This window comes from Endozoicomonas sp. ALC020 (assembly GCF_049275935.1).
Taxonomy (GTDB): domain Bacteria; phylum Pseudomonadota; class Gammaproteobacteria; order Pseudomonadales; family Endozoicomonadaceae; genus Endozoicomonas_A.
In genome coordinates, this window is record NZ_CP184830.1 from 6338190 (window position 1) to 6354351 (window position 16162).

Annotated in this window: 15 protein-coding genes; 11 read left to right on the top strand and 4 right to left on the bottom strand. The window is 50.0% G+C overall.

Annotated elements, in window-relative coordinates; all coding sequences use genetic code 11:
• Positions 1-58 precede the first annotated feature (58 nt).
• The 6 genes from ACOJUO_RS23645 (at position 59) to rapA (ending at position 7909) form a co-directional block, all read left to right on the top strand.
• Positions 59-1273: a tryptophan--tRNA ligase gene (locus ACOJUO_RS23645; RefSeq protein WP_422134330.1), complete on the top strand. Its 1215-nt coding sequence runs from the start codon at positions 59-61 to the stop codon at positions 1271-1273.
• 142 nt (positions 1274-1415) lie between these two features.
• A complete protein-coding gene (locus ACOJUO_RS23650; RefSeq protein WP_422134331.1) occupies positions 1416-2279 on the top strand; it encodes a segregation and condensation protein A in 864 nt (287 codons plus the stop codon).
• Positions 2279-3196: an SMC-Scp complex subunit ScpB gene (gene scpB / locus ACOJUO_RS23655; protein ID WP_422138368.1), complete on the top strand. Its 918-nt coding sequence runs from the start codon at positions 2279-2281 to the stop codon at positions 3194-3196. The genes ACOJUO_RS23650 and scpB overlap by 1 nt, the downstream gene beginning before the upstream one ends.
• 117 nt (positions 3197-3313) lie before the next feature.
• Positions 3314-4225, top strand: coding sequence for a 23S rRNA pseudouridine(2605) synthase RluB (rluB, locus tag ACOJUO_RS23660; RefSeq protein WP_422138369.1), 912 nt, complete (start codon positions 3314-3316; stop codon positions 4223-4225).
• A 155-nt stretch (positions 4226-4380) separates the two neighbouring features.
• On the top strand, positions 4381-4668 hold the full coding sequence (locus ACOJUO_RS23665; protein WP_422134334.1) for a YebG family protein: 288 nt from the start codon (positions 4381-4383) through the stop codon (positions 4666-4668).
• A 370-nt stretch (positions 4669-5038) separates the two neighbouring features.
• Complete coding sequence (gene rapA, locus ACOJUO_RS23670) at positions 5039-7909, top strand: RNA polymerase-associated protein RapA (RefSeq protein ID WP_422138370.1); 2871 nt, start codon at positions 5039-5041, stop codon at positions 7907-7909.
• 98 nt (positions 7910-8007) lie between these two features.
• Here rapA and ACOJUO_RS23675 read toward each other — a convergent pair whose 3' ends face one another.
• From ACOJUO_RS23675 to lpxL, 3 genes are all read right to left on the bottom strand, one after another.
• Positions 8008-8283: a type II toxin-antitoxin system RelE/ParE family toxin gene (locus tag ACOJUO_RS23675; RefSeq protein WP_422138371.1), complete on the bottom strand. Its 276-nt coding sequence runs from the start codon at positions 8281-8283 to the stop codon at positions 8008-8010.
• Complete coding sequence (locus tag ACOJUO_RS23680; protein WP_422138372.1) at positions 8283-8552, bottom strand: CopG family ribbon-helix-helix protein; 270 nt, start codon at positions 8550-8552, stop codon at positions 8283-8285. Before ACOJUO_RS23680 ends, ACOJUO_RS23675 begins: the two co-directional genes overlap by 1 nt.
• Positions 8553-8636: 84 nt before the next feature.
• The gene (gene lpxL, locus ACOJUO_RS23685) at positions 8637-9584 is read right to left on the bottom strand and encodes an LpxL/LpxP family Kdo(2)-lipid IV(A) lauroyl/palmitoleoyl acyltransferase (RefSeq protein ID WP_422138373.1); all 948 of its coding nucleotides are present in this window, start codon (positions 9582-9584) and stop codon (positions 8637-8639) included.
• Between the two features lie 275 nt (positions 9585-9859).
• Between lpxL and minC the strand changes: the two genes are divergently transcribed.
• The 4 genes from minC (at position 9860) to ACOJUO_RS23705 (ending at position 12201) form a co-directional block, all read left to right on the top strand.
• Entirely contained in the window at positions 9860-10642 is a 783-nt protein-coding gene (gene minC, locus ACOJUO_RS23690; protein WP_422138374.1) for a septum site-determining protein MinC, read from the top strand.
• 47 nt (positions 10643-10689) lie between these two features.
• Positions 10690-11505, top strand: coding sequence for a septum site-determining protein MinD (minD, locus tag ACOJUO_RS23695; protein ID WP_422138375.1), 816 nt, complete (start codon positions 10690-10692; stop codon positions 11503-11505).
• Positions 11502-11759 (top strand): cell division topological specificity factor MinE, encoded by a 258-nt coding sequence (gene minE, locus ACOJUO_RS23700; RefSeq protein WP_422138376.1) that lies wholly within the window; start codon positions 11502-11504, stop codon positions 11757-11759. The genes minD and minE overlap by 4 nt, the downstream gene beginning before the upstream one ends.
• Positions 11760-12024: 265 nt before the next feature.
• Entirely contained in the window at positions 12025-12201 is a 177-nt protein-coding gene (locus ACOJUO_RS23705) for a hypothetical protein (RefSeq protein WP_422134341.1), read from the top strand.
• 81 nt (positions 12202-12282) lie between these two features.
• Here the strand turns inward: ACOJUO_RS23705 and ACOJUO_RS23710 are convergent, their stop codons facing one another.
• Positions 12283-13260 carry an NAD(P)H-quinone oxidoreductase gene (locus ACOJUO_RS23710; RefSeq protein WP_422138377.1) on the bottom strand — a complete coding sequence of 326 codons (978 nt, stop codon included), beginning with the start codon at positions 13258-13260 and terminating at the stop codon, positions 12283-12285.
• A gap of 688 nt (positions 13261-13948) precedes the next feature.
• Here ACOJUO_RS23710 and ACOJUO_RS23715 point away from each other — a divergent pair.
• Positions 13949-16123 carry a carboxy terminal-processing peptidase gene (locus ACOJUO_RS23715; protein WP_422138378.1) on the top strand — a complete coding sequence of 725 codons (2175 nt, stop codon included), beginning with the start codon at positions 13949-13951 and terminating at the stop codon, positions 16121-16123.
• Positions 16124-16162: the final 39 nt, after the last annotated feature.

Here is a 16162-nt window from a genome sequence, read left to right on the forward strand (position 1 = left end):
TTTACCGTCGTGCAAACTGTCGTACCCTGTTCACTCAGGATTCTAACGGGAGAGCCTCTTGAGCGCTGTAGACTCACAGTCGCGTGTTCTATCTGGCATGCGACCTACTGGCCGATTACATCTTGGCCATTATCATGGGGTATTAAAAAACTGGCTTCGGCTGCAACATGAGTATGAATGTTTTTTCTTCGTAGCTGACTGGCACGCGCTGACCACTCACTATGAAGAGCCGGAAAAACTCGAAGATTCAGTCTGGGACATGGTCATTGACTGGCTGGCGACTGGCATCAATCCCGGTTCGGCCACCCTGTTCATACAATCCAGAGTTCCGGAGCATGCAGAACTGAATCTGCTGCTCTCCATGATTACCCCGCTCTCTTGGCTGGAAAGAGTGCCCAGCTACAAGGATCAGCAGGAAAAACTGAAGGAAAGGGATCTCTCTACCTTCGGCTTTCTTGGCTATCCACTCCTGCAAAGCGCCGATATCCTTGCCTACCGTGCAGGTCTGGTTCCTGTCGGTGCTGACCAGGAAGCCCACGTGGAGATTACCCGGGAAATCGCCAGACGCTTTAACCACCTTTATGGTCGGGAGCCCGGCTTTGAGGATAATGCCGAGGCCGCTATCGGCAAAATGGGCAGAAAAACTGCCAACCTCTACCGCAAGCTCCGTCGCGCCTACCTTGAACACGGGGATGACGAAGCTCTTGCCACGGCCAAGGCGCTGCTCAAAGAACAGAGCAATATCACCCTGGGCGACCAGGAAAGACTGTTTGGCTATCTGGAAGGGACAGGTAAGGTTATCTTGCCGGAACCTCAGGCTTTGCTGACTGAACAGCCCCGCATGCCGGGTCTGGATGGTCAGAAAATGTCCAAGTCCTGCGGCAATACCATCGGCCTCAGGGAAGACCAGGACAGTATTGCGTCAAAACTGAAAAAGATGCCTACAGACCCGGCTCGCATTCGCAGGAATGATCCGGGCGAGCCGGAAAAATGTCCGGTCTGGCAACTGCATCAGGTCTATTCAGATCAACAACGCAGAGACTGGGTTCAGGAAGGCTGTCGCTCAGCAGGTATCGGCTGCCTTGACTGCAAAAAGCCCCTGATCGAAGCGGTACAGGCTGAACTGGAGCCCATTCGTTCAGAAGCCAGGGAACTGGAAAACAATCCCGATGTCGTAAAAAGTATCATCGCCGAAGGGACCGAAAAGACCCGGGACGAAGCCCAGGACACCCTCAGGGAGGTTCGGGAAGCCATAGGACTGGACTATCGTTGAACACTGTGTTTCAGTGAAGTATCAGCTATTACAAACTACAGGTCAGGTTCTTCGAGCCTGATCATCATAAAAAGCAGTTTTACCGTTTGTCGGTCAAACTGCTTTTTTTCAGTTAGAGGATTCGAAACAGGGTGAAGCATCAATGACCTCCACGGAAACCGTGGCTGAGCCCGGAGAACAACCCCCTGAAGAGCTGACAACGCCAGCTCAATCGGACTCTGAGCCTGAACTCATTGAACACCAGATACGGGTTATGGGTCAGCCCATGGCCAAGTTGCCTGACGACCTTTACATCCCACCGGATGCCCTGCAAGTTTTTCTGGAAGCCTTTGAAGGGCCTCTTGACCTGCTGCTCTACCTGATCAAGCGCAACAACATGGACATCCTGAACATTCAGGTGGCAGTCATTACAGAGCAATACATGCAGTATGTAGAATTGATGGAATCAGGACAATTTGAGCTGGCAGCTGAATACCTTGTCATGGCCGCGACACTGGCCGAAATCAAATCACGAATGCTGCTGCCCCGGGTCTCTGAGGACGAAGACGAGGAAGAAGATCCTCGTGCCGAGCTGATTCGTCGACTGCAGGAATATGAGCGCTTCAAGAAAGCCGCAGAAGATATTGATCAAATGCCAAGAATGACCCGGGATCTGCATGAAGCCAGTGCGGCCCCACCCGACCTGGAAAAGGAACGCCCCCACCCGACAGTGGATCTCAAAGAGATCATGCTGGCCATGGGAGAAATACTCCGCCGCTCAGAAATGTACGTCAGTCACCAGGTTGAACAGGAAGCCCTGTCCACCCGTGAACGGATGAGTGAAGTTCTCTCCATGCTGACCTCTGAGCGTTTCACTCCCTTTGTTGCCCTGTTCCGGCTTGAGGAAGGCAAACTCGGCGTTGTCGTTACTTTTATGGCGGTGATGGAACTCATCAAGGAATCCCTGATCGAACTCATTCAGAATGAACCTTTTGGCCCTATTCACGTAAAGGCTCGGATTGACTGATGGAAACAGAACAACTGCAACGTATCCTGGAAGGAGCCCTGCTGGCCAGCCAGAAACCCCTGACTGAAGAAAAGCTGGCCGCACTGTTCCCCGAAGACCTTTACTCTGAGGAAGAGCGCCCGGATGACAACCAGATTCGTGAGGCTCTGGTAGCTATCTCTGAAGCCTGTGAAGGACGGGGCTTTGAACTCAAAAAAGTGGCATCGGGATACCGCTTCCAGGTCAGACAGGAATTGTCACCCTGGGTTGGCAGACTCTGGGAAGAAAAACCACAGCGCTATACACGAGCACTGCTGGAAACCCTGGCCCTGATCGCCTACCGGCAGCCCATCACCCGGGGGGAAATCGAAGACATTCGCGGGGTGGCCGTCAGCAGCAACATTATACGAACCCTTCAGGACCGCGAATGGGTTCGGGTGGTAGGTCACCGGGATGTCCCGGGGCGTCCGGCCATGTTTGCCACTACCCGCCAATTTCTGGATTATTTTAATCTGGAAAATCTCAATGAACTGCCCCCCCTGTCCGAGATTCGTAATCTGGAAGAAGCAGCCCGGGAACTGGCAGAAGATAACGATCAGAGCAGATCAGCGACAGAGGACTCTGAAGTTCAGGAGGACACTGAGGTGGAAGAGCAATCCTCTGATGAGCTATTTGCCGAACTGGATGAACTGGAAGCTGATCTGCCAGATAACTTTGACGATCTGATCCGTAAAAAGAACATCGATGAACCAGAACCTGAACAACCGTTGGTTGAGCAGGAGGCTGAACAGGACACCCATATATCGGATTCGTCGGTAGGACTTTTCGCTGAAGAGGATCAAGTCGCACACCAGGCGACAAATCCATCCTTTGAAGAAGAGCCTGCTTCCGAAGCAGAAACACCCGTGGAAATATCAAACGAAATAACTAACCCCTGAGCAATGCATGATGACCCGATGGAACAGCCACGGAAATCCACGCTGTCTTAACCTATCCTGAATCGCTATACTTTGGCCCCTTTGATTGAGAAACAGAGCGGCATAGCCGTAAATACCATGACAACTGAAACCACTCCTCCCCAGGGTGAGAAATTGCAAAAAATCCTGGCGGGCGCCGGCCTGGGCTCGCGCCGTGAGATGGAACGCTGGATCAGCGAAGGTCGAATCTCCGTCAACGGAGAACAGGCCAGCCTCGGCGACCGAGCCTCAGCTGAAGACAAGATTGCTGTCGACGGCCGCCCGGTCAAACTGGAAACCTATGCTTCCGGAATCCGTCGTGTCATCGCCTACAACAAGCCGGAAGGCGAGATTTGCAGCCGCCACGACCCGGAAGGCCGCCCGACCGTTTTTGACAAACTGCCCAGACTTCAGGGCGAACGCTGGATTGCCATTGGCCGTCTGGATATCAATACTTCCGGACTGATGCTGTTCACCACCGATGGTGAGTTGGCCAGTCGCTTGATGCACCCTTCTTACCAGGTTGAACGTGAATACGCTGTTCGAGTGATGGGTAATACAACAGAGCAGAAAGTTAAAAACCTCTTCGATGGCGTCGAGCTGGAAGATGGCCCTGCCCGTTTCACCGATATTGTTGACTCAGGCGGTTCGGGTATCAACCGCTGGTTTCATGTCTGCCTTCTGGAAGGCCGTAACCGTGAAGTGCGCAGACTCTGGGAATCACAGGATTTGACAGTAAGCCGCTTGAAACGAGTTCGTTTTGCCAATGTCATCATTCCTGACCACCTGCGCATGGGTCAATGGGAAGAAGTAGAAAAAACTGACATCGACGAACTGGCGGCTGCCGTTCAGCTATCACCCGCACCCAACACACCAACTCGCAGAGTCGATCCGAGACACACCAAAACCGGCCTGAAAACCAGAGGCACCCGTGGTAAACCTGCTATCAACAAGAAGCGGCCCTCGCCTCACAAAAAGCCTGGTGCTTTCAAAAAGAACAGGCATCGCTGATGTTATCTGAGCTCCAGCCATCGAGTTGGAGTTCTTGGTGATACCCTGAATATGCTTTAATGAGTTTCCATGCTGGCCCTGACCGGGTTCTCACTGGACAGATTAACTGTACTTATATACAGTTATATCTAAACCACACCTGACAGGAGAGGCCCATGTCTATTACCCCCATGTGGCGAGTTGACCGGGACGGAAGCATGTTTACAGATAAAAAAGCCGCTGAAGAATACGATCGCATGTTGGAACTGGCCGGGAATATCACCAGCCTGCTGGAAGATCACTTTGAAATTGATGAGCAACTGGCAGAAGAGATCGGCCTGATGTTCGCCAAAAACAAGGAAGCCTTCGCCAAAGCCTTTAAAGGCAAACCGGACCTGGTGCTCGAGATAGGCCAGACTGCTGAGCAAGACAATGACCCAAATGAGGATCAGACTTCGGCCTGAGCTGGCCTGCCAATATCCGATAACCAAGAGCGGAAAGCCCTGATCCGCTCTGCCACAAACCCTTTTTTATCCCCTCCCATTTAGAACGAATCAGGAATAAAGAGCATGGGTAAAAACAATCATCCATTTCCCTCTGACTCACTTCAGATTCAGCTTTAAAATAGCTCTTTGTGAAAAAAAGTCTTTCTTTCATTCCTGATAGAGAAACCCTTTTTTTTACCAAAAACAGCGGTTCTAAAGGTCATTTTTCCCATAATCAGACCAAGACACTAGTGAAGCAACCCGCCAAGTAGCACTTGTACTGGTTGCTAATACAGCGAATTCCGCTAATATATCGGCCTTTTTGTCTGGCAAGGTATGTAGTCACGACATGACGAGCTTCGTTCCTGGACAGCGCTGGATCAGTGACACCGAAACTGAACAAGGGCTGGGTACCGTTCTGACTTTCGATAGTCGCATGGTAACCCTATTGTTCCCCACCACCGGTGAAACCCGGCTCTACTCCATTAATAACTGCCCGCTATCAAGGGTACAATTTAATCCTGGTGACAAGATAGAAAGTCACGAGGGCTGGACCATGACGGTGACAGAAGTCATCGAAGAGAATGGTCTGCTACTGTATAGAGGCGTTCTTCCCGACGGTAAGCCCAAAGAGCTTCCCGAATCGGAACTGGGCAACTTTATTCATTTCAACAAGCCGCAGGACAGAATGCTGGCGGGTCAAATAGACCAAAACAGCAACTTTTCCCTGCGATACAAAACTCTGTTGAACAATTGTCGACTACTCAGCTCTCCTGTGAGAGGGCTGCTCGGTGCCCGTACCAGCCTGATACCTCATCAGCTGCATATAGCGCGTGAAGTGTCTGGACGTCATGCTCCCAGAGTGATGCTGGCTGACGAAGTCGGCATGGGTAAAACCATTGAAGCCGGTCTCATCCTGCATCAGCAACTGATCACTGAACGAGCCAGTCGGGTATTGATTCTGGTACCGGAAACACTTCAGCATCAGTGGCTAGTGGAAATGCTGCGTCGTTTCAATCTGCACTTCGGACTGTTTGATGAAGAGCGTTGCCGTGCGATTGAAGATGAAAACCCGTTCAACACAGGGCAACTGATTCTCTGCAGCCTGGACTTCCTGAGCCAGTCCGAACATCGTTTTCAGCAAGCTCTTGAGGTCGACTGGGATCTATTGATCGTCGACGAAGCTCACCATCTGGTCTGGTCAGAAGAAAACCCCAGCCGTGAATATCAGGTTGTGGAAACATTGTCGTCACAAATTCCCGGCCTGCTGCTGTTGACAGCAACACCTGAACAGATGGGACCCGAAAGTCACTTTGCCCGGCTCCGTCTGCTGGACCCTGATCGTTTCCACGATCTGGTGACCTATCAGGAAGAGGAAAAAAACTATGAGCCTGTGGCCGAAGCGGTTCAGGAGCTGCTGGAAAATAACCACCTGCCGGAAGTCGCCTGTCAGCACCTGACCGGTTTCCTGGGTCACGATTGTCAGCCTCTGATCGACCTGATCAATAATGGCTCTTCTGAACAAAAAGAAACGGCCCGCGAACAGCTACTAAAAACCCTCCTGGACCGCCATGGTACTGGCCGGGTTCTGTTCAGAAATACCCGTGCAGCGGTGGGAGGATTCCCCGGCCGTGTTGTTCAGGGGTACGCCCAGAAGCTGCCCGAGCTTTATCAGATTGCCCAGGAAGAAGAAACCGAAGCCCGTGGTTCGCTCTACCCCGAACTGGCTTACCAATCCCATATCTGTGTTGATGATATGGACCCCTGGTGGAAGGTAGACCCACGCATCGACTGGCTGATTAACCTGCTGAAGCTGCTTAAAAAACAGAAAGTGCTGGTGATCTGTGCCAATGCCAATACCGCTCTGGATCTCGAGGACGCTCTCAGAATTCTGTCTGGTATACCCACGGCAGTGTTCCACGAGAACATGACTATCGTAGAGCGGGATCGAGCGGCTGCATGGTTTGCTGATGAGGAATACGGTGCCCAGGTTCTGGTCTGCTCCGAAATTGGCAGTGAAGGTCGCAATTTCCAGTTTGCCCACCACCTGGTGCTCTTTGATCTGCCTGCTCACCCGGATCTGCTGGAACAGCGTATTGGACGGCTCGATCGCATTGGCCAGACTGAGACCATCAAAATCCATGTTCCCTTTATAGAGGGCACCGGACAGGAATTAATGTTTCACTGGTATGATCAGGGCCTCAATGCCTTCGCCGATACTTGCCCGTCTGGCAGCATGGTCTTTGAAAAGTTGGGTGAAGCATTCACTGAAGCGCTGGCGCCTGAAAAGAAAACGACACTGGCAGACATTCAACCATTGATCGAAGAAACCGCAGATCTCAATACAAAAATGAATAAACACCTTCACAATGGTCGGGATCGCCTGCTGGAAATCAACTCCCGTGGCACCCTCTCCAGTGAAGATCTGATTAACGACATCGAAGCACAGGAAGAACCCAGGCAGCTCAAGCGCTATATGGAAAAGCTGTTTGAAGGATTTGGCGTCGAGTCAGAAGATCATTCCAAACATTGTCTTGTTGTGCGTCCGGGCAGCCATATGGTGACCTCCTTCCCGGGCCTTCCGGCTGACGGTATTACCGTCACCTTTGATCGGGATATGGCCCTTTCCCGGGAAGACATGCACTTCCTCACCTGGGAGCACCCCATGGTTCGTGAAAGCATGGACATGCTGCTCACCAGTGAAATGGGCAATACCTCGGTAGCTCTGTTAAAAAACAAGGCACTGAAACCGGGCACCATGCTGCTGGAAGCGATCTATGTCGTCGGAGCTTCAGGAGAGAAAAAACTGCAGCTGGATCGATACCTGCCTGCGACACCGATTCGCTGCCTGATCGATCCCGGCATGAACAACCTCTCGGAAAAAGTGGCCTTCGACACCCTGAACGCCCAACTTCAGCCCATCAAAAAAGGTATGGCGAAGAAACTGGTGAAAGCGCAACGGGAGCCAATTCTGACCATGCTGGCCAGAGCAGAGCAAGCGGCGAAGGAACAGGTTAACCCGATTGTGACCGAAGCCTGCAAAAACCTGCTGAGCCATGTTACGGAAGAGATCAAGCGGCTGGCTGCCCTGAAAGCAGTGAACCCGAACGTACGTGATGAAGAGATTGAACACCTCAAACTGCGTGCCGCTCTGGGTCATCAATGTCTTCAGAAAGCGATGCTCAGGCTGGATGGTTTGCGATTGATGATCGCCGGTTAACAACGCATAGGGCACTGGCGCGATTTTTTTCGTGTTCAGTGCCATTGGTTGTTGTGTCTTTTTTGTCCTGTTTATAAGGTAACAACAGGTTACTGCTTCTATCGATCTTCACGAGTATGCCAGAGCCTCAAAATATAAATGGTTGAGTTCTGGATTTCATAGCGTATTTCATATTGCCCTATAAGTATCTTTCTGACTTTTCTAGGCCCAAAGGTTTCAAGCCGTTCACCAAGCCTTGGGGTTTCCAGCAGACTGTCTGGACAGGATGTCAAAGACTGAACCGTTTTAGCCGCAGCCTGATTATTTACCAGAGCTAAAAAATCATACAGCCACGACAAATCAGAAAGGGCTTTGCTCGTCCACTTAATTTCCACTAGGGTGGAACCGGCAAGGGGTTATCAGTCCCAAGACTTTCTGCCCACTCTTGCACAGCCTGATGATCAATAACAGCATTTGCGTCTACGTCTGACAGCGCTTCCCGGGTTAGCCTGTCACGCTCTTCTTGCTGGTCAATCCAGGCGGAAAGAGCTTGCTTGATGATCCACCCACGTGATCGCTCAAGTCTCTGTGCGAGCAGTTCCACTTTTTCAGCCAAAGGTATTGGCACATGGGCAGTTAGTACCTTCGTGTCTGTTTGAGCCATGACAACCTCACTTTTAATTAAATATTATTAATTATGATTAAGTCAAAAATGGTTTCAGACCCAGAAGCCATCAGATCATAGCAATTACTTTTTATAAAAACCCACCTCACCCTCAGGCCGGGTCTTGAATCGGCGATGCAACCACATATACTGATCCGGGTTTTTCTTTACCTGCTCTTCTACAAATTGATTGACCCGGATCGCATCCTGAAGATCATCGCCCCGGGGGAAGTCTTTCCAGGCCTCAAACACCTCAAGAACATACCCCTCGGAACCCGGTTTTCGGGTGACCACCATGGGCACCACTCTGGCCTTACCCATTTTGGTCATTCTGGAAGTGCCAGTCACCGATGCGGTCTGAACACCAAAGAAAGGAGCAAAAACACTTTGCTTGGGACCATAATCCTGATCGGGAGAGTACCAGACGGTTTTTCCCTGTCTCAGGGATCTCAGCATACCCCTTACATCCCTTCGGCCTAACAGACGACTCCCCCGGTCATAACGCAGACGTTGCCTTCTCTGCATGTATTCAAAAACAGGATTCTTGTGTTCACGATAGGTCGCGTCGACACTGTGCCTTAGCGTAATCAGAGCGCCCGATATTTCTATGGTTGTAAAATGCAGAATCAACAAAAGGTTACCCTGGCCAGTCTCTGAATTGAGATTTTCAAGACCTTTATAGGTCACCAGTCGTTCAAGTCGCTTTCTTGGCCACCACCAGGCCATGATGACTTCCATTAGACCGATGCCAACCGACTCAAAGTTTTTCTGCAACAGGGCGTCCCTTTCCGCCTCACTTATGTGGGGAAAACACTTTTCCAGATTGACCCGGGTAATACGCACCCTGCTACCACCAAAACGCAATAAAAGACGACCTACCAGACGCCCGAAGAGCACCATGACAGAATAAGGAAGCAATGCCACCAGGGCGGTGAACCCCAGTCCCAGCCATACTGGCCAGAACTTTGGTTTCAGGTAGGACCACTGAAAGCGATCGGCTTCCGTAGTGTTACTTAATTCATCCGACTTCATCTATTCACCAGAAACCCTGTTTCAATAAACTTGCATAATCAGCGAAGCAACAGCCTGCCCTTGTCCGGCACTATTATCTCAGCTGCCGGGACCGAGGTCATGTTTCTCAGGGGCTAGCTTGTAAAATGACTTGAGAAATATTGCTTTTGATCGTAGCCTGACAAGCAATGCGGAGCGATAGGCCAGAAAATGAAAGGCATTGTAACTTTTTCCTATTATCCGTCAGATACAGCAAGAACATTGCTGACCTAACTTCCGTAAATAACATGGCCGCCATGAATTCAACTCTGACCTCAAAGCCATCAAAAGCCGCATTCCAGCTCAAAGGCGGCATTTATACGCTGACTACGCTTGAATTGCACAACAGCTGTCTGATCAGCTTTAGCAGGCAGTTGCAGGCGATGTCGGAAAAAGCCCCCCACTTCTTTCAGGAGACACCGGTGGTACTGGCCCTGGAGAAGTTACCAGCAACCATTGATGCCTCTGATCTGAGGGCTATTGCCGGGCGACTGAGGGAGTCCGGCATGATTCTGGTAGCCATCCGTGGCAGTGAGCAGTTCAGATATACGGCAGAGCGCGCAGGCATACCCTGGCTACCCTTTCAGAAGACAAAGTCAGAGAAAAATGTGGTCATGATGCAACAGAACGGTCAACCGATGCCGGTCGAACGTCATGAACCCGCTCGCTTTGAGCAAAAAGAAGAAACCTCAGCCACCTCAGGCTCAGAAACAAAAATTATCGATCAACCTGTTCGCTCTGGTCAGCAAGTCTATACCCCGGGCGACCTGGTTGTGCTATCACAGGTCAGTCCGGGTGCAGAATTACTGGCTGGCGGGCACATACACGTCTACGGACTTTTAAGAGGCAAAGCGCTTGCCGGGGTTAATGGCAACCCTGAGGCAAGGATTTTCTGCCATCGATTTGAAGCCGAACTGATTTCAATCAGTGGTCACTACAAGCTCACCGATCAGACGGAAGAATCATCCTGGAGCCGTCACTGGGGTAAGTCTGTCTTAATAAGGCTTACTGAGGATCACTTGCACATCAGCAGGCTTTAATAAATACTTGAACCTTGACCACCACTTACTATTCACAGGATTTGAACTTGGCACGCATAATTGTTGTAACGTCAGGAAAGGGCGGTGTTGGTAAAACCACAACCAGCGCTTCATTTGCCACGGGTCTGGCCATGAAAGGACACAGAACCGTCGTGATCGATTTCGATGTCGGGCTGCGAAATCTCGATCTTATCATGGGATGTGAGCGCAGAGTCGTTTATGATCTTGTGAACGTTATTAATGGCGAAGCAGCTCTTCATCAGGCGCTGATTAAAGACAAGCACACTGAAAACCTGAGCGTATTACCGGCATCACAGACCCGGGACAAAGAGTCACTTACTCTCGAAGGCCTTGAAGCAATTTTTGACGAGCTGGCAAAGGATTTTGAATACATTATCTGCGACTCACCTGCCGGCATTGAGCATGGTGCGCTTATGGCTCTGTACTTCGCAGACGAAGCCATCATAACGACGAACCCTGAAGTTTCTTCCGTCAGGGATTCAGACCGGATTCTGGGTATTTTGCAAAGCAAATCCCGGCGAGCTGAAAAAAAGCTTGATCCTGTTAAAGAGCACCTGTTGCTGACCCGTTATAATCCGACGAGGGTAGAAATGGGCGATATGCTTAATGTTGAAGACGTTCAGGAAATCCTTGCCATCCCGTTGCTGGCTGTTGTTCCGGAATCCAAAGACGTACTGAAGGCATCAAACCACGGTGTTCCGGTTATTCATCAGCAGAACACCGATGCCGGTCAGGCGTACAATGATATGGTCGCACGTTTTCTGGGCGCTGAATTACCCCACCGGTTTATTGAACCTCCGAAAAAAGGCTTTCTCCAGAAAGTTTTTGGGAGTCGCGCATGAGTCTGCTGCAATTTTTTAAATCCAGCAAATCCGAAGGCAGCGCATCAGTAGCCAAAGAACGTCTTCAGATACTGGTTGCTCACGAAAGACTGAACCGTTCTGGCCATGATTTTCTCCCGGCTATGAGAGAGGACATACTGAAAGTTGTAGAAAAGTATTTTCAGGTAGCTGACAACACCATCTCCGTTCGACTGGACAAAGATGGTGACTGCTCAACCCTGGAAGTCAATGTTCAGCTTCCTGAAAGCTCCTGACAATCAGAGCCTGCTCCTCTCTTTGTACTCATAGAGTACTGGCATAGATTACTTCTATGCCAGTATTTTTCCGGCATTGAATCAAACAGCTGTTTAATACCAATCGAACTTAACGCCTCCAACAGTTTGCAACGTTTTATTAACACAGCGTTGCAAACTGCAATTGAAACTCTCACTTAAGTACAAATTCAGACTAACCGAATGGTTGACTTACTGTTATTCTTAGATTGTATCCATGCAAAAGCCAGCACGGTCAGGAAAGACTATGAAACACCACTACTCCGCACCATTTAAAAGTCGGAAAACCACTATTCGCCCACAGGTTCGCGCATACAACGCAACTGCCTACCCAAAAAACCTGAAGCCTCTGATGAAAAACAGCAGCCAGCTGCCAGCCAGCAAGCCTGAAGGCAACGAATGCTTTGAGCTCGGGTATAACTGATACATTCTGCCGAGCGCCTTCCAAAGCCCAAAGCAGAATAATCATAGGCCTTTATGACTGTTTTAAAGCGACTCAAAATCATTACGCAGGCAAGGAAAGAATCACCTTGCCTGTTGTTTTATTGGACGCCATTAAATCATACGCTTTCTGATATTGATCTATGGGAAGAACCGTATCAATAATCGGTTTTAATTGGCCTAGAGCAAATAAAGGCCAAACCTTTTCCATTATTTCGGTTAACAACCTTTCTTTTTCGGTAATTGGCAGAAAGCGCAGGGTTGATCCCATCACCTGAACTCTTTTCATTAGTAGAAGCCCCATATCCAATTGTGCTTTTCGACCTGCCATTAAACCTATAGTGACAATTCTTCCGTCGTTATTCATTAAAGGCAGATATCTTTCCAGCCAGTCTCCGGCACAGCAATCCAACACCATATCAAAGGGACCAAAGGCTTTAAGAGCCTGCCAATCCTGCTGATGTCTGTTCAGGCCATTTTTTGCTCCCAGCCCTCTGCAGAATTGCAGCTTCTCATCACTGCCGACCACTACCGTCACATCAATGCCAAAATGCCCGCATAATTGAAGAACTGCAGTACCCACACCGCTGGCACCTGCCATCAGCAGAACCTTGTCTCCGGCTTTGACCTTGCCACGATGAAACAGGTTTAACCAGGCGGTTGTGTAAACCTCAACAATGCCTCCTGCCTGCACGAGACTCAGTGACCCGGGAATCGGCAGCAACAGCCGCTGATCACACACTACGCTTGTCGCCAGTCCTCCACCCGGTAACAACGCACACACCTGCTGACCCGGCAACCACTGGCTGACGTTGGCCCCCACCGTCTCAATAATCCCTGAGCATTCCAGCCCCATAACGGGCGTCACACCTTCTGGTGGATTGTAAGTTCCGGCCTGTTGCGACAAGTCGGCACGGTTAAGACCTGCCGCCACTACGCGAACTTTTACCTGATCTTTACCCGGAGGTTTATTGGGAAAAGACTGCCATTGCAACGCCTTGTCAATAGCCACAAGTCCTTGAAAGCTTTTGCTCTCTGGCATCTTTACTCAATCCTCGGTGAACAAGCCGATACAGGTATCATGATAATAAGTACTCAACCATACGAAATCATATTTTCTGACTTATTGTTCAGGCACTCGCGGCAACTGCTCCTGCGTTGCTCTAGCTCCTGCATCCATGCAGTCGTGCTGCGTTGCAACTCTGGTCACATAGCTTGCTATGTTCCCGTCGTTGCGCCTTGCAGAGCACCTGCCCAATAAGCCAGAAATATTCGATTCCGTATGGCTGAGTACTTACCTCCATTATTGAGCTTTATTGAATGAGAGTTTACCAGCCTGAAGCGACTCTGACAGTCGCCTGACTGGCTGCATTCAGTTATAGACTGTATTATGTCTCAGGGGATATTCACAATCACAGAAGAAAACTGATTGAGAAAGCCCCCGAAGCACTGGTAACTTAAAAATATAGAGGTCAACCAATGCTTTGGGATGGGTCTATGGACCAACTGTCTGGAAGCCAGCAGTGCCAAATACGGCAAACGCAGTTTCACCCGGTAACAAGGCTTTGACAAGCTTTGGATTATTTCCGGTGCAGAGTAGGCTGAAACGCACGTTCTGAATTTTTTTAGTACAAGTGTTTCAGGCACAGTGGGGTGGAGTGTCCTATAGTCGATGAACGTCTAGTCGATGAACGTCGTCTTAAGCACTCTATAACAGGACGTAATCCTTCATGAGCCGAGGCGGCACACCCGATATCGAAAAACGACACGGAGCTTCACAATCCATGATACCGACCCTGCTAAACGCCAGGAAAATACCATCGGTTTTTTTTGCCCTGTTCACCGCGCTCTGTTTAACCACCAGCTCGGTTTTTGCCGCTGACCAGAATCTTGAGCGCCCGGTTGAAGAACTTAAGCCCAGCCTGCAGCAGGCCATTGCCAGTGTTAATGTGGTGCAACTGCTGTCACGTAACCATTACCGTAAAATTGAGCTGGACAAAGAGAGTGGTGAAAAAGTATTTCAGCGCTATCTCGATCGTCTGGACCCCAACCGCAGCTTCTTCCTGCAAAGCGATATTGATCAGTTTGCTCCCTACAAAGAAAAGCTCGACAGCTCACTGAAGAGCGGCGACCTGAAACCTGCTTTTGAAATATTCAATCGTTACACAGTCAGGGCAGAAGAACGTGCCCGTTACATGCTGGCTCAGGTCAGGCAGGGAGTCGACAAACTGAACCTGAAAAAGAACGAAGACCTGATTGTTGACCGCAAGGAACAGCCCTGGCTGGCCAATAAAAAGGCCCAGCGTGATCTCTGGAAAAAGCAGTTCAAGGACAGCGTACTGACCTTGAAGCTGAACAACAAAACCGATGAAGAAATTGTGGATCAATTGCAACGACGTAACACAAACCTTTTACGCCGTCTGCATCAGAGTAAAAGTGAAGACGTTTTCCAGACCTACATTAATTCTTTCACCGGTATTTTCGATCCCCATACCCAGTATTTTTCGCCTCAGACTGCCGAGAACTTCGACATTAATATGAGCCTTTCTCTGGAAGGTATTGGTGCAGTGCTGTCTGCCGAGGATGAATACACGAAAGTGGTCAGCATAGTCCCCGGTGGTCCTGCCGATAAAGCAGGCAAGCTGAAGCCCGGCGATAAAATCATCAGCGTAGGCCAGGGCCAGAAAGGCGCCCTGGAAGATGTCGTAGGAATGCGTCTGGATGATGTGGTTAAACTGATCCGTGGTAAAAAGAAAACCCTGGTCAGACTGGAGGTTATTCCGGGGTCCAGCAAAAGCAGCAACACCCGTATTTACGAAATTGTTCGTGACAAGGTCAAGCTGGAAGAACAAGACGCGAAAAGTCACATTCTGGAATTTAAACAGAATAATAAAAACAAGCGTATAGGGGTTATCGAAATTCCTACCTTTTACATAGACTTCAAAGCCGCTCAGTCCGGTGATCCCAACTACAAGAGCACGACGCGCGACGTGCGCAAGCTGCTTGAAAAGCTCAAGAAAGAAAACCTGGACGGCCTGATCATAGACCTTCGTGGCAATGGTGGTGGCTCTTTGCAGGAAGCCAATGAGCTGACAGGCCTGTTTATTGATCAGGGCCCAACAGTTCTGGTAAGGGACAGCAGAGGTCGCACCGAGCGTCAGCAGGACCCGGACCCGACTCAGGTCTACAATGGCCCCATGGCCGTTGTGGTTGACCGCCTGAGTGCTTCTGCTTCGGAAATCTTTGCCGGTGCCATGCAAGACTATGGACGGGCACTGGTGATTGGCGGTCAGACTTACGGAAAGGGTACCGTGCAAAGCATTCAGCCGCTTAACCATGGACAGCTGAAACTAACCCTCGCCAAGTTCTATCGTATTTCCGGTGAAAGTACCCAGAACCAGGGTGTGCTGCCCGACATTGCCTTTCCGTCACTGTATGACGGACGTGATATCGGCGAAAGCAAACTGCCTGACGCCCTGCCCTGGGACACCATCAAGCCAATCCCTTACAGAAAGTATTCAGATATGAAACCTTATCTGCAACCTCTCGAAGATAAGCACCGCAAGCGAACAGATGAGGACCCGGATTTCGTCTATCTGAACGAAATGAAGGAGTACCTGTCCCGCTACGAAAATCAGGAAAAAGTGTCGCTGAACGAAGCAAAGCGCAAGCACGAAATCCAGACCATGCGTAGCCAGAGGCTGGCTATTGAGAACCGGCTAAGAAAGGCCAAAGGGGACCCCCTGTTAAACAATCTGGATGAACTGGAAGCAGCCGAGCAGGAAGAATCTTCTTCAGAAACCAAAAAGAAAAAGAAAGAAACAGACGCCTTTATCAAGGAAGCCGGAATGGTTCTGGTGGATCTGGTTCAAATTCAGACAAAACAAAAAACAGCCAACCGTTAATAACCTCTCAGGGCCTGATTGTCAGGCCCTGCCAGCCTG